General features: G+C 51.2%; 21 protein-coding genes. 2 read left to right on the top strand and 19 right to left on the bottom strand.

Features of this window, described 5'->3' with window-relative positions:
* Nucleotides 1-142: 142 nt before the first annotated feature.
* From JOE45_RS18740 to JOE45_RS18715, 6 genes are all read right to left on the bottom strand, one after another.
* The gene (locus tag JOE45_RS18740) at nucleotides 143-406 is read right to left on the bottom strand and encodes an HPr family phosphocarrier protein (protein WP_210022894.1); all 264 of its coding nucleotides are present in this window, start codon (nucleotides 404-406) and stop codon (nucleotides 143-145) included.
* Nucleotides 403-2,130, bottom strand: a complete 1,728-nt coding sequence (gene ptsP / locus JOE45_RS18735) for a phosphoenolpyruvate--protein phosphotransferase (RefSeq protein ID WP_210022895.1) — start codon at nucleotides 2,128-2,130, stop codon at nucleotides 403-405. Before ptsP ends, JOE45_RS18740 begins: the two co-directional genes overlap by 4 nt.
* 17 nt (nucleotides 2,131-2,147) lie before the next feature.
* Complete coding sequence (locus JOE45_RS18730; RefSeq protein WP_210022896.1) at nucleotides 2,148-3,305, bottom strand: mannitol-1-phosphate 5-dehydrogenase; 1,158 nt, start codon at nucleotides 3,303-3,305, stop codon at nucleotides 2,148-2,150.
* Nucleotides 3,302-3,739 carry a PTS mannitol transporter subunit IIA gene (locus JOE45_RS18725; RefSeq protein ID WP_210022897.1) on the bottom strand — a complete coding sequence of 146 codons (438 nt, stop codon included), beginning with the start codon at nucleotides 3,737-3,739 and terminating at the stop codon, nucleotides 3,302-3,304. Before JOE45_RS18725 ends, JOE45_RS18730 begins: the two co-directional genes overlap by 4 nt.
* On the bottom strand, nucleotides 3,740-5,812 hold the full coding sequence (locus JOE45_RS18720; protein ID WP_210022898.1) for a BglG family transcription antiterminator: 2,073 nt from the start codon (nucleotides 5,810-5,812) through the stop codon (nucleotides 3,740-3,742).
* A 74-nt stretch (nucleotides 5,813-5,886) separates the two neighbouring features.
* The gene (locus tag JOE45_RS18715) at nucleotides 5,887-7,317 is read right to left on the bottom strand and encodes a PTS mannitol transporter subunit IIBC (protein ID WP_210022899.1); all 1,431 of its coding nucleotides are present in this window, start codon (nucleotides 7,315-7,317) and stop codon (nucleotides 5,887-5,889) included.
* Nucleotides 7,318-7,627: 310 nt separating this feature from the next.
* Here JOE45_RS18715 and JOE45_RS18710 point away from each other — a divergent pair, with 310 nt between their 5' ends.
* The gene (locus tag JOE45_RS18710; RefSeq protein ID WP_348632558.1) at nucleotides 7,628-9,193 is read left to right on the top strand and encodes an acetamidase/formamidase family protein; all 1,566 of its coding nucleotides are present in this window, start codon (nucleotides 7,628-7,630) and stop codon (nucleotides 9,191-9,193) included.
* A gap of 106 nt (nucleotides 9,194-9,299) precedes the next feature.
* Here JOE45_RS18710 and JOE45_RS18705 read toward each other — a convergent pair whose 3' ends face one another.
* The 8 genes from JOE45_RS18705 to JOE45_RS18670 form a co-directional block, all read right to left on the bottom strand.
* Nucleotides 9,300-9,530 carry a hypothetical protein gene (locus JOE45_RS18705; RefSeq protein ID WP_210022900.1) on the bottom strand — a complete coding sequence of 77 codons (231 nt, stop codon included), beginning with the start codon at nucleotides 9,528-9,530 and terminating at the stop codon, nucleotides 9,300-9,302.
* Between the two features lie 89 nt (nucleotides 9,531-9,619).
* Nucleotides 9,620-10,048, bottom strand: a complete 429-nt coding sequence (locus tag JOE45_RS18700; RefSeq protein ID WP_210022901.1) for a hypothetical protein — start codon at nucleotides 10,046-10,048, stop codon at nucleotides 9,620-9,622.
* A complete protein-coding gene (locus tag JOE45_RS18695; protein WP_210022902.1) occupies nucleotides 10,041-11,627 on the bottom strand; it encodes a SagB family peptide dehydrogenase in 1,587 nt (528 codons plus the stop codon). Before JOE45_RS18695 ends, JOE45_RS18700 begins: the two co-directional genes overlap by 8 nt.
* Nucleotides 11,628-11,649: 22 nt before the next feature.
* Nucleotides 11,650-13,596, bottom strand: a complete 1,947-nt coding sequence (locus JOE45_RS18690) for a TOMM precursor leader peptide-binding protein (RefSeq protein WP_210022903.1) — start codon at nucleotides 13,594-13,596, stop codon at nucleotides 11,650-11,652.
* Entirely contained in the window at nucleotides 13,593-15,554 is a 1,962-nt protein-coding gene (locus JOE45_RS18685) for a putative thiazole-containing bacteriocin maturation protein (RefSeq protein WP_210022904.1), read from the bottom strand. Before JOE45_RS18685 ends, JOE45_RS18690 begins: the two co-directional genes overlap by 4 nt.
* A gap of 162 nt (nucleotides 15,555-15,716) precedes the next feature.
* Nucleotides 15,717-15,998 carry a heterocycloanthracin/sonorensin family bacteriocin gene (locus JOE45_RS18680; protein WP_210022905.1) on the bottom strand — a complete coding sequence of 94 codons (282 nt, stop codon included), beginning with the start codon at nucleotides 15,996-15,998 and terminating at the stop codon, nucleotides 15,717-15,719.
* Between the two features lie 343 nt (nucleotides 15,999-16,341).
* Complete coding sequence (locus tag JOE45_RS18675; RefSeq protein WP_210022906.1) at nucleotides 16,342-16,653, bottom strand: 50S ribosomal protein L33; 312 nt, start codon at nucleotides 16,651-16,653, stop codon at nucleotides 16,342-16,344.
* 151 nt (nucleotides 16,654-16,804) lie between these two features.
* On the bottom strand, nucleotides 16,805-17,029 hold the full coding sequence (locus JOE45_RS18670) for a DUF1128 domain-containing protein (protein WP_210022907.1): 225 nt from the start codon (nucleotides 17,027-17,029) through the stop codon (nucleotides 16,805-16,807).
* A gap of 131 nt (nucleotides 17,030-17,160) precedes the next feature.
* Between JOE45_RS18670 and JOE45_RS18665 the strand changes: the two genes are divergently transcribed.
* A complete protein-coding gene (locus JOE45_RS18665) occupies nucleotides 17,161-17,562 on the top strand; it encodes a secondary thiamine-phosphate synthase enzyme YjbQ (protein WP_210022908.1) in 402 nt (133 codons plus the stop codon).
* Between the two features lie 72 nt (nucleotides 17,563-17,634).
* Here the strand turns inward: JOE45_RS18665 and JOE45_RS18660 are convergent, their stop codons facing one another.
* The 5 genes from JOE45_RS18660 to tkt all read right to left on the bottom strand — a co-directional run bounded on the left by JOE45_RS18660 (nucleotide 17,635) and on the right by tkt (nucleotide 23,018).
* Complete coding sequence (locus tag JOE45_RS18660) at nucleotides 17,635-18,222, bottom strand: TetR/AcrR family transcriptional regulator (RefSeq protein WP_210022909.1); 588 nt, start codon at nucleotides 18,220-18,222, stop codon at nucleotides 17,635-17,637.
* Nucleotides 18,223-18,286: 64 nt separating this feature from the next.
* Nucleotides 18,287-18,925, bottom strand: a complete 639-nt coding sequence (locus tag JOE45_RS18655; RefSeq protein WP_210022910.1) for a YigZ family protein — start codon at nucleotides 18,923-18,925, stop codon at nucleotides 18,287-18,289.
* A 142-nt stretch (nucleotides 18,926-19,067) separates the two neighbouring features.
* The gene (locus JOE45_RS18650) at nucleotides 19,068-20,417 is read right to left on the bottom strand and encodes a glucose-6-phosphate isomerase (protein WP_210022911.1); all 1,350 of its coding nucleotides are present in this window, start codon (nucleotides 20,415-20,417) and stop codon (nucleotides 19,068-19,070) included.
* Nucleotides 20,418-20,670: 253 nt separating this feature from the next.
* A complete protein-coding gene (gene ppnP / locus JOE45_RS18645; RefSeq protein ID WP_210022912.1) occupies nucleotides 20,671-20,988 on the bottom strand; it encodes a pyrimidine/purine nucleoside phosphorylase in 318 nt (105 codons plus the stop codon).
* A 29-nt stretch (nucleotides 20,989-21,017) separates the two neighbouring features.
* Nucleotides 21,018-23,018, bottom strand: a complete 2,001-nt coding sequence (gene tkt / locus JOE45_RS18640; RefSeq protein WP_210022913.1) for a transketolase — start codon at nucleotides 23,016-23,018, stop codon at nucleotides 21,018-21,020.
* Between the last annotated feature and the right edge of the window lie 138 nt (nucleotides 23,019-23,156).

Raw genomic sequence — 23,156 nt, 5'->3', positions numbered from 1 at the left:
ATTGACACATAGGTAAATAGTAACAAACGGACAAAAAATCAGCAATAAAAAAGAACACCATCGAATAATGGTGTCCTTAGCCAGGTAAGAATTACTTCACAGTGGCTTGTACTTTGTAATCCTAGGTGCAGTTATGTCACTGCTATTCCTCGTAAATCTTGACCAACAGCTCGCCCAATTCTTGAAGCGCCTGCTCTTCTTGTTCTCCGTCGGTCTCCAGCGTAACCTCGTCATTCAGGGCAATCCCTAGCGTAAGCATGCTTAACGAGCTTTTTCCGTTCACTTTCTTACCATTTTTAATCACATTCACTTTACACGGGAACGTGCTGGCGGTCTGAACGAACATTTTCGTAGGGCGTGCATGAAATCCGGAAGGATTGAGCACAGTAAAGGTTTGGGATGTCACTTAGAATCACTCCTTGTCAGCATATGAACATACTCTTTGATTTCATTCTGGCTTCTCATCGCGAGCGCACGATCAGCGTGAGCGACCCATTCTTCTTGAACAAGCTCACGAATCAGCGCTCTGGCAGGTAGAATGGAACTGGCGCTCATACTAAACTCATGCAGCCCTAGTCCCAGCAGCAGAGGAATCGCCGTTTCATCGCCGGCCATCTCCCCGCACATGCCGACCCACTTGCCCTCTCGCTCAGCCGCGCGAATAACCATTTGAATGAGTCTGAGAATGGAAGGATGACACGGTTGATACAGGTACGATACGGTTTCGTTCATCCGGTCTGCAGCCATTGTATATTGAATCAGATCGTTCGTCCCGATACTGAAGAAATCGACCTCTTGGGCAAAGCTATCTGCCGCAAGCGCCGCTGCAGGCACTTCGATCATCATTCCTACTTCGATGTGGTCAGCTACCGCTTGGCCTTCTTGGACAAGCTTGTCTCTCTCTTCTTGAAGCAGACGCTTGGCTTCCAAAAGCTCTTCGAGAACAGCAATCATCGGGAACATGATCTTCAGTTGGCCGTGACGGCTTGCCCGTAGAAGTGCGCGCAGCTGCGTGCGGAATAAATCCTGCCGATCGAGGCAAAGACGAACGGCACGCAGGCCAAGAAAAGGATTGCTCTCTTTAGGAAGCTCCAGATATGGAAGCTCCTTGTCGCCACCGATATCCAGTGTACGGATAACGACCGGCTTGCCCTCCATTTTTTCAAGCACATACTTATAGACCTTGAATTGCTCCTCTTCCGTAGGAAATGAACTCCGTCCCATATATAAAAATTCCGTCCGGAACAATCCGATGCCTTCAGCGCCGTTATCGAGCACCTTCTGCATGTCCTCCACACTGCCGATATTGGCTGCGAGCTCTACCTGTCGGCCGTCTTTGGAAATCGTGGGCTGATCCTTGAGCTTGCTCAGCTCGGCCTGACGGATTTCGTATTGTTCCTTCTTCTGACGGTAAGCTTCCAATTCCTCTTCGCTCGGATCAACCACCATACGGCCTTCTACGGCATCCATAATGACGGTGACACCCGCTGTAATCTCTCCTGCGCTCGCTCCGACACCGACGATGGCCGGGATACCCAACGAACGGGCCATGATCGCGGAGTGGGACGTACGGCTTCCGATTTCCGTAATAAAACCCCGCACCACATCCAAATTGAGCTGTGCCGTATCCGAGGGGGAGAGATCCTCGGCTATAATAATAGACTCCTCTGCAATATCCGAGACGGTGGTATACTTCTCCCCGCGCAATCCGCTCATTAAGCGCCCGGATACATCGCGTACATCGGCGGCGCGTTCTCTTAACAGCTCATTATCCATCGCCAGCAGCGCCTCAATAAAAGCTTGTGAAACCTCATGAAGCGCGTACTCTGCATTGATTGCTTCCTGCACGATGTTATCAAGAATGACATCTATGAAATCCGGATCCTCGAGCGAAAGTAAATGCGATTCAAAAATTTCAGCCTTCTGGGAACCGAGTCTCGCTTCCGTCAGCTCTCGAATCGATTCCAATTCCTGTTTAGCCTGCTCGACGGCTTCCCGAAAGCGTTGTGCTTCCTGCTTGGTATCTGTCACTTCGCTTCGGACAGGAACATAAGTCGAGGCCTTCAGCCGGTAAGCTTTGGCAATAGCGAAGCCGGGAGAAGCAGCAATACCCGTTAACAAATTCGACATGGTGAACAGTCCTTTCCCTACGAATGAGCTTTTTGCTTCAATTGATGAACATGATTCAGGATCAGCGCATGTACTGGATGCTCTTCCGGGATGCTTGTATATTGAGTCACAGCCTGGTTTATCCCTAAGGCTTGAATAGCCGACTGCAGTTCAACGGCTTCCGGATCTTCTGCGTTATCGAACAACAGGGCAGCCGCCATAGCCAGCGCCAAATGATTCGGCTGTATCCCTAGCTCAAACGCTTGGAGAGCCGGACGAACTAACCTGTCGTTCGGAGATAGCTTACGAATAGGAGAACGTCCCACGCGTTCGACCTCGTCCGTCAAATAAGGATTGCGGAAGCGGTCCAAAATTTTATGGATATACCCCATATGCTCTTCCGGATCAAAACCGTACTTTTTTACAAGCATTTCGCCAGTTTCTTCCATCACCTGCTGGACCCGCGATGTAATCCCCACATCCGCCATCGATTCCTGAATCGTGGAGAAGCCGTGCAGGTATCCAAGATAAGCAGCAGTGCTGTGCCCCGTATTGACGGTAAAGAGCTTCCGTTCAATATAAGGCGTCAATTCATCCACATAGTGAATTCCTTTGACTTCGTTAAAACCCTCAATCATTCTTGAACGGTCAACCACCCATTCATAGAATGGCTCCACCGTTACTTTAAGCGGATCCTCGTGATGCTGGATAGGAACGATCCGATCCACCGCAGCATCCGGGAACGCTACGTATTGATCCACTTTACCGCGGATTTCTTCGCTCAATTGGGAATAGACATGCTCTTTCAGCTGCGAGCTTCCGCCGATCGCATTCTCACATGCAATAACATGCAGAGGGGCGCTGGAGCGCGAAAGCCGTTGTTCAATGCCTTTGGCAATCCCTCCGGCAATGTGCTTTAGTATCGTCACTCCGACAGCCGTAGTGACAAGGTCCGCATTTGCAACAGCTTCTGCTACTTGATCCAGGTCTTTTCCATTGATCGCCGTAACACCGCTCACTACCGCAGAGTCATGGGCTTCGTTGGCCAAGGTCACTGTATATTCGCCTCTTTGCTGCAATTGGGAGACCAGCGTGTCATTGACGTCTATAAAGCAAACTTCATAGCCTGACCTCGATAGCAGCAGTCCGATAAAGCCTCTGCCGATATTACCCGCTCCGAAATGAACGGCCTTCATGATTCCATCCCGCTTTCGAAAATACCGATCATCTCTTCAGCCGAAGATGCTTTAAGGATGCGCTCCAGGTTATCGTCATCCGAGCAAATCATCGCCACATTCGTCAAAATTTCCAAATGATCGTCTCCTGCCGCGGCAATACCCACTACCAAATGAGCCTTCTCTCCATCACCGAAATCGACACCTTCGGGAAATTGTATGATCGACAGCCCCGTGGAACGTATGAGTTCTTTGGAATCCTTGGTGCCGTGAGGAATAGCCAGCCCTCCACCCATATAGGTAGACAGGGTTTGCTCTCTTTCAATCATTAAGTCAATATATCCGGCAGAAGCGTGGCCCGCATCGACGAGAAGCTGTCCGGCCATGCGAATCGCTTCAAATTTGTCCTGGGCTTTGGCATTCAGTTTCACTTTGTCCTTCGATAAGATACTCATTTAGGTAACTCTCCCCATTTCGGTTTTATTTTCAAAAAAAACTGCCAGCTCATTCGATATAAATTGCTTAATCTGCTCCGTGGTCCCGCTCTCTAGCATCCGGATCATATCCGGCCGGAGCAGCAAAGCGCTGATCTCACTTAGGACTTCCAGACCTTCCTTGGAAAGCTCCCGCGGCCCAAGCATGAGCAGCAGCTCGCGGACCTGCGTGGGATGCTCAGAGTCCAAGGTCAATGCTTCGGTTAGCCGAAACAAAGACAGCATCGGTCTTCGGACAAGCTCACTTCTTGTATGAAACAGAGCCAACCCGGTTTCCGGGATCACCTGAGTCCCGTATCGTTCTCTCTCCAGCAGCTGCTCGACGATCGGTTCGGTTCTCTCCCAAGCCCCATCCCTGCTAACCGCATCACAAGCCTGCTGTAGCGTTGACTGCAGGTCCGAATGGTTCGCCAAGTGAAACACCTTAAAATCGTCCATCAGGGATACCATTTCGTCTAAATAGGCTTTAAGACCGCGTAAACGCTCTAATGACGGAGTCCCCTGCCTAGGCCCGGGAAGGTCCACGGGAGCCCGCTTTAAGGTGATGGTTTGAACATATTGACGCAGTTTTTCCGTCTCTTCTTTCGTGAGCAGAGGGCTTAGCTTGAAGTATTTCCCCGGCTCCAAAGGAAGGTCCACGGTGGAAATGATTAAATCATATGCCTGTTCTGGAGTTCTGGCAGCTTCGTACCAAGACACATTCCCGACAATCTCGATTTGAGGCAGCTCCTTCTCCAATCGGATGGCCAACAGCTTCGAGGACCCAATACCGCTGGTGCATACCACAATCGCCTTGACGTTACGGGAAAACTGCTTCAGACGTTCCATGGATGCGCCGAAATGCAAGACGAGAAATCCGATTTCTTCATCAGGGACAACGAATCCAGTGATGATTTCATCTGCCCCTTGCCGGATAAAGCCAAATAGAAGCTCATAATCCTTTTTAATTTGGGAGAGGAGCGGATTACGAATGTGTGCGCCTCCCCTAATCCGCTGGAAGGCCGGCTCAATGTGCTTGAGCAGCCCTTCCCTCAAGGAACGATCTTCACTTAGCGGTACGCCGACTTGATTCTCTATGTAGCGTATGAGTCGTTGAACCGTCTCCATCAAGCTTATATCATCTTGCGGGAGCAGTCGGTTGGGATGGACCTCTCCATCCCAATCCAATAATTCTGCTATATAAGAGGCTTCCTCCGGAGGCAAAGAAAGATGCAGCGCTTCGGATAATTGCAAGACCATTGGAGCCTTGGCCGTCATGCTATCGACTGCCGTCTCTTGGCCGGAATGCAGCTCCCAAGCCGGTTCGATCTCCTTGCCCTGCCGGATTCTTGTGATCGCTACAGACAATCGGATCAAGAGGTCAGTATAAGCCCCCTCCGAAAGCTCGATGGGCCATTTTTCTTCCAGCTGCCACAGCGCATGCTCCACATTCATCCAATGGTCTTTACCTACCATAGCAAGGAGCCGTCCGGTCAGCGGATGATGCGGTCCGATAGCGATTTTCCCGAACAAGTCGGAATCATCCAGATGCTTTCGTGCCAGCAGGCATATGGCATTTCTCTTATTGGCTTCAGGACCGTTTAGCTGTACGCCATACCCTCTTCGCCGAACCAACGTCAAGCCGCTTTTCTGAATCCATTCTTCAAGGTCGTCCAAATCACTGCTGATCGTCGGTACGGTAACTTGCAGATTGTGCGCCAAGGAAAACAGCTTCACCGGTTCATCGGCTTCTAAAAGCGTACAAAGCATCAGCGCTTTTCGTTCATCTGCCGAATATTCCACTGTATTCATATTGGAGAGACTCCGTTTGAGCGCATCCAGCTGTTCCGACTCTGCTTGAATTTGGATGCCGATACCGGATTTTTTGTGCAGGGAAACATCATAGGCCGCCAGAACGTTCTCCAACTCCAGCAGCTCTCTGTGAACCGTCCGCGTGCTGACCTTGATATCAGCGGCAATTTCTCCAGCCGTGATTTCATCCTTCCGGTTCAGCAGCAGCTCCAGGATTTGTCGTTGTCTGTTGGAAACGTTCATCACGGACAGCTCCCCTATTTAACAAAATGGAGATAACGCCGGCAGAATGCCAGCGTTACAATACTTCGCTTTAATTAGCTCAACCGTTTGACGAGTTCATCGTATTCCGGGCTTTTCAGGAAATTGTCGATCGATATATGCTCAGCATTCGGCGCTTGCCCTTTGGCGCGATCCGTCAGGGTTTTATGCGTGATCACGATATCCGCATCCTGTGGAATCTCACTGATCGCCGTATTAATGACGGTTACATCTACGTCGGCTGCTTTCATTTTCTTTCTCAAAATGGAAGCCCCCATTGCGCTGGAACCCATCCCGGCATCACAAGAAAATACAATTTTGTTCACTTCAGACTTCTTGTTCTCAACAACTGGAGCTTCGGCAACTGCAGCTTCGGCTTTGCCTGCATTTTTCATTTGCTTCATTTTTTCAGCCGCTTGCTCCAAATCTTCTTCCTGCTCATCTTTACGGCTCGTTTTGAGCAGAAGAGCAGCTACCAGGAACGAAGCAACCGTTGCCGTCACCACGCCGGCCAGTACAGGGAACAAACCGCCTCTTGGCGCCATAGCGATGTAAGCGAAAATACTCCCCGGCGATGCTGTGGCGACCAGACCTGCATTAAATAAAGCGAAGGTGAACGTTCCGACTACACCACCTGTAATTGCAGCCAAAATCAACCGCGGATTCATCAAAATGTAAGGGAAGTAAATCTCGTGGATTCCGCCAAAGAAGTGGATGATCGCTGCGCCGGGAGCGGATTGCTTCGCCGTACCGCGACCTACCAACCAGTAAGCCAGCAGGATACCCAGTCCTGGTCCGGGATTCGATTCCAGCATGAAAATAATCGATTGTCCTGTTTTGGCCGCTTGATCCAAAGCAATGGGACCCAACACACCATGATTGATCGCGTTGTTCAAGAAAAGAATTTTACCCGGCTCGATCAGGACGTTCGCCAGCGGAAGCAGTCCCGCATTGACCAAGAATTGAACACCCGCTGCCAAGATATTACTGATGACTTGAACGACCGGGCCCACTCCCGTATACGCTACCAGAGCCAACCCGGCCCCGATAATACCAGCCGAAAAGTTATTGACGAGCATTTCAAAGCCGGAACGGATCTTGCCTTCCACTGCTTTGTCAAACTGCTTCAAAACCCACGCCGAAGCCGGTCCGACGATCATAGCCCCCAGAAACATTGGGATCGTCGCACCTACCACGACTCCCATGGTTACTACAGCACCGATCACTCCACCGCGGGAACCGTGAATCATTTGTCCCCCGGTATACCCTATAAGAACGGGAAGCAAATAAGTGATCATAGGGCCTACCAGCTTAGCCAAATATTCGTTTGGAATCCAACCCGTTGGAATAAATAAAGCCGTGATCAATCCCCATGCGATGAAAGCGCCGATATTCGGCATCACCATACCGCTCAGGAATCGACCGAAGCGTTGTACGGCCACCCGAATACCTCCGGAAGAAGGCTGCTGCGCTGCCTCTGTATTCACTAGGATTTCCCCCTTTGATTTATAATTGCCTCTGCCTACACATATACGGGCAGGGGTTTATGATTTTATCGTAAAGCAGGCTGCCTGAATGTTCAATCAAAGGAAAAGTTCGTTTCGTCATGATTACTGTTGACAACATTTAAGTAGATTTATTCATTAAAGATTTGATTATGCTACCGCCCTAGCATACCCCTCTATCAAAATGTCATGTTTTATTACATGAATTAAAATATTTATTGTTATTTTTGAGGTTGTCCGATATAATCCTTTCATGAGTGTTAGAAATAATTACATAAATGGAGGGAAAAGTGTGAAGAACAGAGTGAACAAGGCTTCAAGGATAGGTATGATGTTAGGTGTGGTAACAATTCTTATCGTACCATCATTTGGTTTTGCCAGCGCGAACAGTATGCCGCTTCAACCCACTACACTGGAAAAAGTCGAAGGACAATATTATGTTCCATCAACCATAGAAAATATTCGTTGGGGACACCTGCCCAATCGAGACAGCAAAGCTGTACTGACCGTTCCTTCCGGAAGTGCTGTAACCTTCGACACGGTCTCTCATGAAGGTATTGTCGAAGACCAGGGACGGAATCCGGTTCAATATTTTGGATCTCACGGTATTCCAGCAGATCAAGTGTTGGAGGATGCCAAAGCGATTGCCGCCTCTCCCATCGCGCATGATTTTGACAAAGACGGTCCTCACGTCGTTACAGGACCCGTTGCGATCGAAGGCGCGGAGCCAGGCGATGTATTAAAGGTTGAGGTTCTGTCGTTGCAAACAAGGGTGCCTTATGGCGTTATTTCGAACCGACACTATAAAGGAGCATTACCCGGGGAATTCCCGGAAAATAAGGGGCCTCAAGAAGGCGCCAGTGCTGAACATCCCGAATTATATAATAACGTATCCGTCTTCACCCCTATTGAGGAAATCAATGGAAAATGGTACGGTATTCTTCCCACGGAGAACAATCAGAAGGTAAGATTTCCGATCCATCCATTCCTCGGTGTTATGGGAGTAGCACCAGATTCGAGCGAAAGAATACATTCGGTTCCTCCAACCGAAACCGGAGGTAATATCGATATTAATGAATTAGGGGTAGGATCAACGCTTTATCTTCCTGTTAAAATCAGCGGAGCTCTTTTCTATACCGGAGACCCGCACTTTGCACAAGGCGACGGCGAGGTCGCTTTAACCGCATTGGAAGCATCGCTGCGTGGAACCTTACGTTTAACCGTACTCAAAAATGGCGATCCATCCATTCCTCGTAACGGCGAGTTTACACAACCTTTTGCCGAAACGGAAGATTACTGGATTCCGATCGGTCTGGATCCCGATCTGGATGAAGCGATGAAAGAAGCGGTTCGTGAATCTATCACTTTCTTATCAGACAAACTGGGAATGAACCGCGCAGTGGCTTATGCTTATCTCAGCGCCGCAACAGATTATGAAGTATCTCAGGTCGTGGATCGAACCAAGGGAGTACACGGCCTCATTCGTAAAATCGATTTCCTGGAATCGCTCAAAGTCCATGTGAATGTCAATGGAACGCACATTTCGCCTTCTGTAATTAACGACAAGTTCTATGTGCCCCTTCGCGACATTGTCGAAGGTTTAGGCGGAATGATAGAGTGGGACAGCACAACAAGATCAGCTATCGCCACTCTACAAGGCAAAAGCATAACGGTAAAGAACGACTCCACCATTTATACCATTGACGGAAAAGCAGTATATCACGAGGGCATGCCACTGATTATTAATGAAAAAACCATGGTTCCAGTAAAAGCGGTCAGAGAGATCATCGGGGCCTATGTCAATTGGACGACCTCCGGTACGCAATTAAACGCAGCTATTGCACTTCATAATAAATAAACCATAGCCGTCATGCTGAAACATTGTATGATTTCAAGATGGAACAAAACAAACAGACCTTCCAACGGGGAAGGTCTGTTTGTTTATTACATGTAACGGCAGCCGGTTATGGAATTAACAGTTTGTTTCTAAGGTCAACTAACCCTTTTGCATCAGGATTGGCAAGGTAGGCAGGATAAAACCCGGGGAGAACATCAACGATGTTCTGGGCAACCTTCCCCTTTAATTCCGCTCCGATTCTTCCGAATACCAAGCTACTTGCGGATTCAGAATAACCTGATCCATATTCAGTAAGGGGAGAATCATCAGGAACAGGGTAGAAAAATATCGGGTTCAAGCTTTGCGCTTCGACGACTTGAATGCACCCCAGTTTAGAAAAAACCGACTTTGGGCAAGCCCAATTGATGTAGACGAGTGCCCTTTTTTTCATTTCAGCATATTGTAGAGTATGTTCACAAAGGAGGACACAATATGATTCAGGAAAACCCATTCATACAAGAGCCGGCGGATGCAGCCGAGTTTGACCGACCCGCGCAGCAGTTTCAGACTCATACGTATACTTATACCCCTCATCATGACTACCATCATCACGATGACCCTCACCATGACTACTATCATCATGTCCATTATCATCAAGACTATTGTGATGGCTTCCATCCTGCCTGGTACAATCCATGGCACCACCACCACGGTCACTATGATCCCTGGTTCTATCACCATCCATGGCCGCATCACCACCATTACCCTTATCCGGTTCATTATTAATAGGGTGTAGAAAAAAATCGGTACACAAAGAGCAGCTCGAATGTAGTCCACATTCGGGCCGCTCTTTGCTTTCTTGCCGACCTTAACCATGCAATCCTCCCGACAATCGGGGGCGATCACGATAAGGACCGACCGGGACTTGAATCAGGCTCGTTTGTCCATGCCGGGCCATATGGTAGATCTCATCACACAAGTTCACATCATATCCGAGAAGCGGATGCCCCCCCATCCCCATGGCGAATGCCGCCAGCAGCAGACGCTGGACGAGCATACCCGCTTCCATTTGTTGAATACGATAGCCTCTGTACCCTAGTAACGTAAGAAGATGGTCCTTATCCCCCGCCACATGCAGGCTGAGCGGAACTTGGTACAGATTCACATTGTCCAGGGACATCCCCTGCTGCAGCCTGAGCCGATGGTCCCCGGGACGTACCTGCCTGAGCAAATGATGAGTACTGTCATAGCGGTATGCGCCGTCCGGAATTCCTTCGACCCCACGCAGGCAGCAATACAGCCGGACGCGGGGCACAGGGTTCTCACAGGCTCCATCCAAATCGTTGCGATACAGAAAGGATTTCGCCGCCTCCTGCAGCAGCGCGGCCAAGTTCGGCTCACTTATCCGGCCCATCACGAAATCCATTTCCGGTGAATAGCGCTTTCTACAGACCGGTGCCAGATCATACGAGAGCCGGTTGACTGAAGGTAGAATCACCGCCTGGACTGGGCCTGCTTCGGCAGCTTTCTTCTCCCCCACGATCCGCCGAAACGAGTGAGGCGAGTCCAGCAAGGACACTTCATTCATCCGGATCAGCATCGGATACTCCCTGACCCTCTGTGACCGGACATAGTGCTGATGCTGAACAACCGGCAGCTCCCGGCACAATTCAGCGGCAGAGACCATGGCATCATCGTCTCTGCGGTTTGCAAACCATGTGATCTCAGGGGCAGCCGACAGAGGAATCACCGCATACACACTCTCCTCCTGTTCGGTTATCCCCAGCAGATGATTGACGGCCAGATCAAGAAACTGGAAATACACTCCCGAGGAAATACCAAACCGTTTGGCCACTTCCAGCAGTTGTCCGATCAGCACGCCGGCATCCAGACCCTGCAGCCTGTAGCCAAAGTTGTGGTATTTAAAAAAGTTTTTCCAAAATAGGGTCGAAACAAATACCGCGCCAAAACAAGCCGATACGTCACAGCGGCTGCCCAGCGCCCTAGCCAGATAGGAATCGAAATCACCTTCGCGCAGCAGTATCAACTGATGATGAGCCACATCATAGTGGTAAACCCCTTGAGGCAAGTCTTCCAGCTTCAAATAAACGTATAATTCGTTGGGATACAGCCCACCCCCTGAGGGAACAAACCGGCGCTTAAACGGCATGGAGCCCACGGCATGTTCCGTGGAATCCAAAGGAATGACGGACTGACACACCTGCGTGAGTCCGAATACGTACCATAAAAAATGAGCGATTCTGCGGATATCGGGCTTCCCCCACCCTCGCCCTCCTTCTAACGTCAGCGGCACTTCCGGACATAAAGAAACCACTGGCAAACCGCGGTAGAGCTTATACGGAAGCGGCGCATCTTCCCAATCTACCTCCCAATCCGGGGGCCTGGCCTTATCCGTGTCATAATGCAAATAATGTATAAAGGCATCCAGACTCATCCTCCTCACTCCTTGTCACGGGTTATGGAAACGGATGCGGATGCGGATTGAGCTGTTCCGGCGTAAGCGGTTGCTTTGCATATCCGAGGTCCACCGGTACGGTGAATACCCGTTCCAGTCCCGTCAAACGGGAAAGATGATGACCGAAAGTCATAGGGAGCATCCCTGGAATCAGTACTTTCACACAGTACAATCCGTTTTGACGCAACTCCGGTGTAGTCTGGTCCACCACGATCACATCAAGATTTAAGCCACGAAACACCTGAAGAATGTCCTTCAAATCATCGGTCAAATCCGTATGCCTCGCCTTCGGCTTGAACTCCTCGTCAAAGGTCCGCACCGGACGATCCTCATCCAGCAAAAATCGCAGGCGCTCTTCCGCTTGGGGCAAGCTGTACAACATGGAATGGTCCTCCATGTGACGCACCCGAAACGGATCGCGGAACATTCGCTCAATGTCCTGCCGATTCGCTTCAAATTTCTCGTCCAGCGTCATCATCATGCCCGACAGCTCGTGAATCGCGCTTTTCACCGCGCGTATCGGGTCCGGATGAGCCCCGGCTGCACAGATCAGATTCACTCCCCTTGGTTTCCTGTTCTTCGCGAGCGCCCATACGCTTGGAATCCCATTCTCCAACGTAGCGTTACATACAACCACATCAAATCCCGCCACCGTCCGCAAACGTTCGATCATCAATTGCAATTCTCGGTCGTCAGCGGTAGACAGATCAAGCCGCGGAATAGGCAGCTGCGCATACCAAGTCAACAAAAACGAATCGCGCTCCACCACTTCCATAATGCCGTAGAAAATAGCTTCCTCCAAGCTTCCTCCTAATGCGCATCCGTTGGACGTTTCATGGACAAATTTATCCCCGCACCCCAAGCTGTAATAAGCAAGCAGCTCGGGAACCAGAATCGGTCGTTCTTGCTTAAACGAATAGCCCCATACCCAATCGATGGGACGGTCAGGATCAAACAGTTTGAACGGGAAGCCGGGCCGCGCATACTGCTCCTTATCATGTACTCCTACCTTGACAGGATCCAGCGCTTGATCCTCGAGACGACGGAAGCTGTCATGGATCACCGTCCGTTTGCCGCGGGGCGCCACACCGCAGTATCGCTCCAGGCCCTCCATGATGCCCGTCAGCTCACTCTCCGCATAGGAATGAGTCCGGCCTCCGCAGGCCTCGTCCTGCGTGAACAACGGCAGATTCACGCTCACATCGGCAAACGGCGACACAAAATCATGCATCTTCCCATTCAACAAGCCGGTCCGGTAATCCAAATAATCTTTGGCCAAAAATTCCTTCAAGTCATCCATCGGACGGCAGCGGTAGCTCTTGGCGTTGATTTTCGGACTTGGCCGCAAAGCAATCTGAGCTGCTTCCGGTGAGTCGTCGGGCAAACGACCACACACCGCACACTGCGGGTCGGGCAAAAAGAAGTGACGCGAGCTCTTGAGCGTTTGAAGGTTAATCAAAAACACTCGTCCTTCTATCTCCGCTTGATTGCCTCGCAGGATTCTCCGCACCTCCGCTGCTAGCAGATGCGCCGCTTGTAAAAGTCCCAAGCGTGAAGCCCACACGTCACGCGGCAGGCCTCCGTGCTCGGACAGCATTCGCCGCAGCCCCCACATCTCCTTGCGATCGCGCCCTCCCATCAGATGCCTCAAATCCGCACATTGAGAGCACCCCGGAGTACCCGGACGAACCAGCGGCCCGATCATAGCCTCGCCAAAGGAAACGAAGCCTCGCACCCAAGGAATCCCCGCTGATTGCAGCACCGCTTCGGCTTCCTGATGAGCGAAGGGATGCCAACCATCGTCCAGCACTAGTGCCAAATCGACCCCTTTCGGTATCCTTGTCTTGAAATCTTTCTGGCGAAAGATCTCGTATTGAACGGACAGTTCGGAGGTTGCGAATTCCGCCAGCTGCCCCTCTCCGACAATCAATACAACAGCGCCGCTCATCGGGATTCCTCCTCTCGCAACGACACACAGAACACCCCTGCCAGTTTTTCTCTCATAAACGGCTCCACCGCGAGATCAAAGACCACTGGCTGCTTGCGGCTCCGGTTCAAAACCCGCAGGGTCGTTTGCAGCAGCTCCCGCTGTGCAGTATCCTCGAACGCAGGGATCGCCAGACTTTGCGGCAATGCCTCCTCCCAAATCACAGACGAAGCTACCAGCTCCTGCGCTGTCATATTAGCCATCGGATTTTGGGCTTTCAGCAGCGCCTGTTGAAGTGCCTTCCTGAGCGCCAGAGTCACATTCAAGCCTACACTGCCATACCAGCAGCCGCTTGTACCGACCCAAACCACAGGGAAACCGGCTATGTCCTCCCCCAAGCCGATCACGGGCGAACCTTGCATCGTGGTCAGTGCCTGCAAATCATATTGGCAGCGTTGATCTTCTACCGCCGTCAGCTCCACCCGATGGAGAAGAGGCTGCTGAACTCCCTGACGCCTGTTTAGCTCCTCAGACAAACAGTGATGCAGCGCGCGGCATATACCCTCTGAGGCCGTTGTCCCCGCTCCGACTCCAACACATTCCTGCGGGTTTATCCCATTTCCCTTTGCTTCCCGATCTGAGGATGGCTCCGAAGCAAGTAAACCAACCATCCGCGAAACATACGCTTCAATCCCGGCCAACCCCGCTTCCCGCCGTGCCTCTTCGTGCGTCAGACCTGTACATATCCGCTCCGGCAGCAACTCTGCCGGTCCTTCCGACAGCGGGTCGGCGGCTTGAACCCGACACTGCGCGAGCGGGAGCTGCTTCAGTTCTCCCTCCTGCCAAAGATGAAAAACTCCCGATTCTGCTGATGTCAACAAGTCGAAATAAGTAAGCCACTCCGTCAGATCACCTTCGTCTGAGCTCTCCTTCTGCAACAGCTCAAGATCGCGAATCCGCTGGACTTCAGCACGGCCGGTCACCAGCGGATGGGGCATGAACGAATGCCAACTGCCTTCCAACGTCTCCAGATCGAGCAGGTAGAATTTATGGTTTCTTCCCTGTTCAACCGCTCCCGCAGCCATTTTGAACCATTCAAACACGATCACATTCGTAAGCATCGCTCCTGCTGTTGAAGAGACCGTATGCAGCTTCAGGTCTTCTTTCAACACGGATCTATGGATGCGGCGCCATGCCGACTCCCAGCATGCTTCAGAATCCGGATGCACCAGCGGACCTGCCAGACCCGCCCCCTGCAGACAAATAACGGGGAGAAAGACCTTCTTCTCCTCTCTGCAAGCCGCATGAAGCACCCTCAGCTCCTCAAGCTCGCCTTCCTGCGACACATACAATATCGCATCAAACATCTTCACGGCCTCCCGCCAAGAGTTCAAGCCTGCCTTCGGAAGAGTCATTTCCTCCAGCGCCGCCTCAGGGTCCGTTGTGCGGGCGTGCGCCGTAAGCTCCGCCAAGCGCTGACGATGGGTTGGATGCGAATCCGTTATCAGTACATGAAACCTGGACAACCCGGATTCAAACAACGCTGCTGCCATCGAGACCAACCAAGAGCCTGAGCCGACCGCCAACACTTTAGTCTGACGGTAGGACTGGAAGCGGTACGCGCCCGAGCCGCCAAAGCTGTTCAAAAACTCAATTTGAGAGGCGTACTTTTGGAGAATCGGATCCGGCAATTGATGCGAGCGGTCTGCTACTATCTGCACAAAGCCGTTTTGGTACAGCATGTTTACAATTTCGACTACCCGGTTCCGGTATTCGTCCGGCAATCCGTCCGTCAAATCGTCCAAGGAGTACTTTCCGTCTAATACGGGGATCAGCTTGGCAACCCACTGATCAATCCCACGGCCTTCCATACGGAACGAGCCTGAGTTATTACGAAAATACACGCCTCCGTTCGAATCGGGGAGAAAAAACGTATCCCCTTTTACCTTCAGACGCATAGAGGGATTCAGCTTTGTCATTTCACTCCTCCTTACCGCGAACTTCTTTTAAAGCCGTCACTTTCTTTTTCATTCTATGTATGGCTATTTGTCCCTCATGCCTGATTTTGTCGAGAAAAGCCCCTGCCCAGCAGGGCAGAGGCTTTCTCTTCTCCTTAAACAGCGACAGCTTCCGTGAGGAAACTAGAAGCAGCGGGCGCAACCACCGCAGCGAGCACAGCCGCCACCAAATCCTCCGCAGCGGAAACCACCGCAAAATCCACCACCAAATCCACCACAAAATCCGCCACATCGGCCAAATCCACCACAAAATCCACCGCACCGGCCAAATCCACCACAAAATCCGCCGAAACCAATACACAATCGGGCACTCTCGTACTGTGCCTGGTTGTCCCAGGGCGTTACCTGACCCGCGTTGAATTCAGCAACCTGCAAATTTTGAATATCTTTTTTAAACTCATCCATGTTTACAACCTCCGTTAAATTATATTCATAAGGGAAACAACTACCTGGTTGGGAACATCCGCCAAACCTTAGGCCGTTCTCCCTTGACAAAATAATTTATGTTAGATCATCCGCTATTGTTACTAATTCAAATGCCTATTTGTAACAACGCAAATAACGGCCTTTGTCCGCATTCATCCTTGCGGCAAGACCGTCATTTCTTCTGCTATTTGTCCAAAAAAGAGCGGCTTATCCCTCTCAAGGAAACCTAACTATCCCACATACACAAATAAAAATCCCACGTTCCGCGAGAGCGCCGCAAAACGTGGGATTGCTCATATGAACGACAGGATGCTGAGGTTCATTACCAGATGAAGCCGCCGCCTCCTCCATACGGATAGCCGCCGCCGTAACCACCGTATCCTCCGTAACCGTACCCTCCGCCATAACCGCCGCCGTAGGCGTACGGGGCAGTTCCAATGGCGAGCAAATCAAACAGGACGAGCGGTATAATCGCCGACGTTCGGACCTGCTTGCCTTTGCGGGGAGCGACAAGCAGCTTTCCGCCGCTGATGCGCACCAGCTTGCCATGAACAACCGTGCCATCTTTCTTCACCGCATAAATCGGTTTGCCGATCAGCTTAGCAGCATCTTGCTTGCGGACTGCTTTGTGCATAGTCGTGCACCTCCATATAGTTAGCGTTGGGCCAAGAAGCCCTCCATCATTAGTGTTAACGCTATATAGTACGAGGTGCATGCCCTGTCTGCTTGTATCCCTGTCCTTGGTTCAGGCAAGATGTGCAGATGTCCAAAGACTCCGAAGTGCTTTAAGCCTTACGCAGCCTCCCGAGCTCCATCGTGATCGCTTCAATCTCGCTGATACTGAACTGGTTTTTACCAGCCACCATCTCATAAATATCACGCAGATCATCATACTGTTCATCGTTTAGCTTAGACGCTTTGAGCGCGGCGCCGCTCGCCATCCGCAGCTTCCTCTTAATTTCTTCTATCATAAATTCCGTATTTTCCATTGTGTTGGCCGTCAAGTTCACCGTCTTCACCCTTTCGATTACGTTGCTGTTAGAATATGTACTTATTGTACCATGTTTTGTGAGCAGACACCTCGTGTAATATAATGATGACGAAATGAAGCATCCAACCCCGAATTGAAGGAGGATCTTCCATGATCCATACGCTGCATCTGCAAACGAAGGAACGGGACGAGATGATTGAAATTACCCGCCTTGTGCACGATCTATTAAAGCAGGAAGGACTGGAGGATGGCACCGCCGTTATTTATTGTCCGCACACCACGGCTGGAATCACCATTCAGGAGAACGCCGACCCCGATGTGAAGCATGATGTCCTGATGAGGCTTTCTGAGGTCTTTCCTTGGGAGCATCCGAAATACAAGCATGCCGAAGGAAATACAGCGTCCCATTTAAAGGCGATGACCACCGGTTCGTCGCAAACCGTGCTCATCGCCGGCTCGCGCCTGGTATTAGGCCGTTGGCAGGGTATTTACTTTTGCGAATTCGATGGTCCGCGCCAGCGCACCTGCTTAGTCAAGTTTAGCCGCGGGTAAACACACAAGTCATTGAAGCTTTAATGCAATGAAGTAAGGGGCTGCAAAGAATCTCCGGATGCTGAGATTACGTTATCCTTGCAGCCCCTCGCACAAATATTTGACATGCTGTTCCGCCAACTTTTTGACATCTTCAAACGATTGATTATAACGAATATTATAAGAAATGAATCCGTGCATTGACATGAACAAGCTCCATGGCAAGCTGTACATCTTCTTATCACTTTCCGGCTGCTTGGAAACGACCGAGCGTACAACCGTTGCGAACAGATCCAGACACTCCGCCTGTTCCGTGCGGGAATAACGCTGCAGCTCAGGATCCTTGATCATAAACATAATTTCGTAATGGTTCGGATTCTCCAGCCCGAAGCGGATAAATTCGAACATCAGCTTCTCAAGCTGCCCCAGATCACCCAAGCGGGTGCGCCTAAGCATGTCTTTCTGCCGCTCCAGCAGCATATGGAAATCGTCGGTAACCAATGCGTAGAACAGCTCCGCCTTCTCGCTAAAATGATAGTATAATGCCCCATGACTATACCCCATTGTCTTTGCGATACTCCGCATTGTTAATGCATGATACCCGTGCTCGACAAAAAGCTGTCTCGCCTCCTCCAAGATTCGCTCACGGCTTAGCTCCTGTGCAACCGCTTTCCTGGCCAAAAATCACCAGCTCCCCCTGTTTTATTGTTATCATGATGTATTGAAAATCTGCCGATCCCCAAGCTTACGGGAGCTCAGCATGATCTACGAAACGCGATTCCCCTTCAACGATCGCAGCCTGTCCCTGAGTGATATCCGTCATCCAAAGGATGAAGCGCTCCGCCTCCTCGGCCAGCGGCAAACAGGTCAATGTTACCTTATCGGTGAACGACGTTTCACCCATCAGCGTCCCACGGTTCCTCAGCTCGTTCTCTACTTTGCCGTGCCAGGTGTAATCGATCTCCACCATTACTTCACTGTGCAGTACCTTATACACCGGCTCCGCTGCGGCCAGTCCGACCACTGCTCCGTCGGTATAAGCGCGTACCAAGCCGCCCGCTCCAAGCAGGATACCGCCAAAATAGCGGGTGACAACGACGGCGACATTCTTCATACCCTGATTCTTGATGACTTCCAGAATTGGCTTTCCGGCCGTTCCGCTCGGTTCTCCGTCATCCGACGCTCTCTGGATTTCATCCCGCTCTCCGATCATATAAGCCGAGCAGTTATGCGTAGCATTCCAATGCTCCTTCTTGATGCTTTCGATAAAAGCGATCGCTTCGTCTTCCGACTCCACCGGCTTCGCATAGCCGATAAAACGCGATTTTTTGATAACGATCTCCGCCGAACCGAAACGCTTTACCGTTCTGTACTGCATGAGCATGGTCTTCCGGTGCCTCCTTTTATATCCAAGGGACCTCTAATTGACCTACTTTGTAGCGAAGCGCAGGTCTGTATGAAAAAAGCGGCTCTCCGGAGGGATGAGCCGCTTTTTCGCGTGTGCTGACGTCCCGTCCGCCTTACTTTTACAGTCTGGCTTCGAGCTCAGCTTTTTCTTTCTCGTATCCCGGCTTTCCAAGCAGCGCGAACATGTTTTTCTTATATGCTTCGACGCCCGGCTGATCGAACGGATTAACCCCAAGCAAGTATCCGCTGATTCCGCAAGCTTTTTCGAAGAAGTAAACCATGTACCCGAATGTGTACGGGCTCATATCTGGCAAAGTGACGATGAGATTCGGCACGCCACCGTCCGTATGCGCGAGCATCGTACCTTCGAACGCTTTCTTGTTGACGAAATCCATCGTCTGGCCGCTGAGGAAGTTGAGCCCGTCCAGATCCTGCGGATCGTTACCGATCGTGATTTTCTCGGTGACCTCTTCTACTTGAATCACAGTCTCAAACAAATTACGCGAGCCTTCTTGGATGAACTGTCCCATAGAATGAAGATCGGTAGAAAAATCGACTGAAGACGGGTAAATTCCTTTGTTGTCCTTTCCTTCACTCTCGCCGTACAGCTGCTTCCACCATTCTGATACATAGTGCAGCGAAGGCTCGTAGTTGACGAGAATTTCCGTTGTCTTGCCTTTGCGGTAGAGCGCATTACGTACCGCCGCATATTGGTAAGCTTCGTTCTCCTGCAGATTCGGGTTAGAATAGGCTTCTCGCGCATCCGCCGCGCCGCGCATCATCGCCTCGATATCTACGCCAGCCGTTGCGATCGGCAGCAGCCCTACCGCAGTCAGCACAGAGTACCGTCCGCCTACATCATCCGGGATGACAAACGTTTCGTAGCCTTCTTCCGTAGCCAGCTTCTTCAGTGCTCCTTTGGCTTGGTCGGTTGTCGCATAAATACGCCCCCGTGCCGCTTCCTTCCCGTACTTCTTTTCAAGCAGCTCACGGAAAATGCGGAAAGCAACTGCCGGCTCGGTCGTCGTGCCCGATTTGGAGATGACGTTCACGGAAATATCCTTTCCTTCGAGAAGCTGCAGCAAATGAGTAACGTAAGTGGAGCTGATGTTTTGGCCGACAAAATAGATTTCAGGCGTCTTGCGTTTGCCCTTCGGCAGCAGGTTATAGAAGCTGTGGGACAGCATCTCAATCGCCGCTCTCGCTCCCAGATAAGAGCCTCCGATACCGATCACCACAAGCGCATCGGAATCGGACTGAATTTGCTGAGCCGCCTTCTGAATGCGGGCGAATTCGTCTTTATCGTAATTGACAGGGAGGTCTATCCAGCCGAGATAATCATTACCTGCACCGGTTTTATTGTGCAATTGTTCATGCGCCGAGGCTACTGCCCCCGCCAAATAATCGACTTCATGCTGTCCAATGAAGTCCAGTGCCTTACTGTAATCAAAACGAAGCTTTGCACACATGGAAAACATGTCCTCCTATCCAATCTTTGGGTTCTCTTTATGTAGACTAAGTCGTAAATCCCTATAAAAATAGAATACTTTACTTTCCGTCCATAACGCAAGAGAACATTCACAGTCTGCCCATGAAATACTAAAATCAATGCAGAGGTAACGAATTGAAAATCACGATACTCATCCCAACAAAAGAAAACAACCCCGCATCCGCCAATGTGATGTACACAATGGATAGGACAAAGCGGGGTTTTCTGGTTGTTTACTCGCTAATGTAAGAGCAGCAGTAATCCGTCACCGTACGGACTTCAAGCTTGAACTTAGCGTTAGCCGGTACGGTGAATTCTCCTGTACCGTTGATTTCTAACCATTCGGTAGATCCCGGGAGCAGTACCCTCAGCTCGCCGGCTTGTATTTCCATGATTTCTTTGACGTCGGTGCCGAATTCATACTCGCCGGGCAGCATGATGCCGAGCGTCTTCTTCGTGCCGTCTGCGAACAGAACCGCGCGACTCGTAACCTTCCCGTCAAAATAGACGTTTGCTTTCTTTACGATTGTTACATTCTCAAACTGTGACATCTACAACGTTCCCCTCTACCATGAATTGATTACAAAAGCTGCTTTACGCGGGCAACTACGTTCTCTACCGTGAATCCGTACTCGCGGATGACGATCGGACCCGGTGCCGATGCTCCGAACTTATTGATGCCGAGCACGTCGCCCTGATCGCCGACGTAACGCTCCCAGCCGAACGAATGACCCATTTCCACAGCCAAACGAGCCTTCACATCCGGCAGGATCACCGAATCCTTGTACTCCTGCGTTTGCTTATCGAACAGCTCCCAGCTAGGCATGCTGATGACCCGTACAGCGACGCCTTCTTCGGCGAGCTGCTTCTGAGCCGCAACAGCCAGCTGCACTTCCGTGCCTGTCGCGATGATTTGCGCTTGCGGCTTGCCGCCTGGTGCATCGGCGAGTACATATGCCCCGCGATCGACTGCGCCTTTCTCCGAGCCTTCCAGCTTCTGCGCCGCTTGGCGGGAGAAGATCAGCGCAACAGGACCGCTCTTGTTCTCTACCGCATAACGCCATGCTGCCGCGGTTTCGCTGCCGTCCGCCGGACGAATGACGGTCACACCCGGAATGACGCGAAGCGCCGCCAACTGCTCGATCGGTTCATGGGTCGGGCCGTCTTCGCCGACACCGATGCTGTCATGCGTAAATACGTAGATCGCCGGCACGTTCATGATCGAAGCAAGACGAATCGCCGGACGCAGGTAATCCGAGAAAACGAAGAACGTTCCGCCGAATACTTTCAAGCCGCCGTGCAGCAGCATCCCGTTCACCGCCGCGCCCATACCAAACTCGCGCACGCCGTAGTAAATGTTCTGACCGCTGTAGTCCTTGGCTGTCATCACGCCGAGGTCTTTCATATGCGTCATCGTAGACGATTCGAGGTCCGCAGATCCGCCGACAAGATACGGCACATGCTTGGCGATCTCGTTCAGCACAATGCCCGAAGCCGTCCGGGTTCCTTTCTCTGCCGGAGGAGCCTCCGAAATGTCTTTATCCCAGCCCTCAGGAAGGTCTCCCTTCACTGCGATTTCGAACTGCTTCGCAAGCTCAGGATACGCCTTAGCGTATTCCGCAAACATGGCATTCCAGCCTTCGTAGACATCTCCGTTGCGCCTTTTCACGTCTTCAAAGTGCTTACGCACTTCATCCGGTACGTGAAAATGCTGCGCATCGTCCCAGCCATACGCCTTTTTGGTCAGTGCCACTTCGTCCGTACCCAGCGGAGAGCCGTGCGGTCCGACATGTCCGCCTTTGCCCGCTTTGTTCGGGCTGCCGTAACCGATAACGGTTTTCACCTCGATCAATGTTGGACGATAATCCGCCTGAGCTTCCAGAACCGCCTTGTGAATCGCCTGAAGATCATTGCCATCCTCCACGCGAAGCACCTGCCAGCCGTAACCCTCGAAGCGCTGAGCCACATTCTCGGAGAAGGATAGATTGAGCTCACCGTCTAGCGAGATATCATTTGAATCGTACAGTACGATCAATTTGCCAAGCTTCAGATGACCTGCGAGCGATGCGGACTCCGAAGAAATCCCTTCCATTAGATCACCGTCACCGCAAATCGCATAAGTATAATGGTCGATCAAGCGATAAGAATCGCGGTTATATACTGCAGCTAGGTGCGCCTCCGCCATGGCCATACCTACTGCCATACCGAAGCCTTGTCCAAGCGGTCCTGTCGTCGCATCAACACCAGGCGTGTGCCCCACCTCCGGGTGACCCGGAGTCTTGCTGCCCCACTGCCGGAAGTTTTTCAGCTCTTCCATCGATAGATCGTATCCGCTGAGGTGCAGTAAGCTGTACAGCAGCATGGAACCGTGTCCAGCCGACAGCACAAACCGGTCGCGGTTAATCCAATTCGGCTGTTCCGGATAATGCTTCATCAGCTTGGCGAACAGCTCGTACCCCATTGGGGCGGATCCCATAGGCATGCCGGGATGCCCGGACTTCGCTTTCTCCACCGCATCGATGGAAAGGGTGCGGATTGTGTCCACGGAAAGTTGCTCAATCGATTTGTTTGTTACCGTCATTGTTATCCTCCCACTTCTACTCGTTTAGTCTTTTTGTCGCATCAGCGTGTTAAAGCTGTGATTCGCCTTCGGTCACCAGCAGCGGGCTTCCCTTATGCTCGCGAAATGTTCACGTGTGCATTATTGTCCGGCAGCATC

Source organism: Paenibacillus sp. PvR098 (assembly GCF_017833255.1).
Taxonomy (GTDB): Bacteria; Bacillota; Bacilli; order Paenibacillales; family NBRC-103111; genus Paenibacillus_G.
The sequence above is the reverse complement of the archived record's forward strand: the minus strand, read 5'-3'. Positions and strand labels throughout refer to the sequence as shown.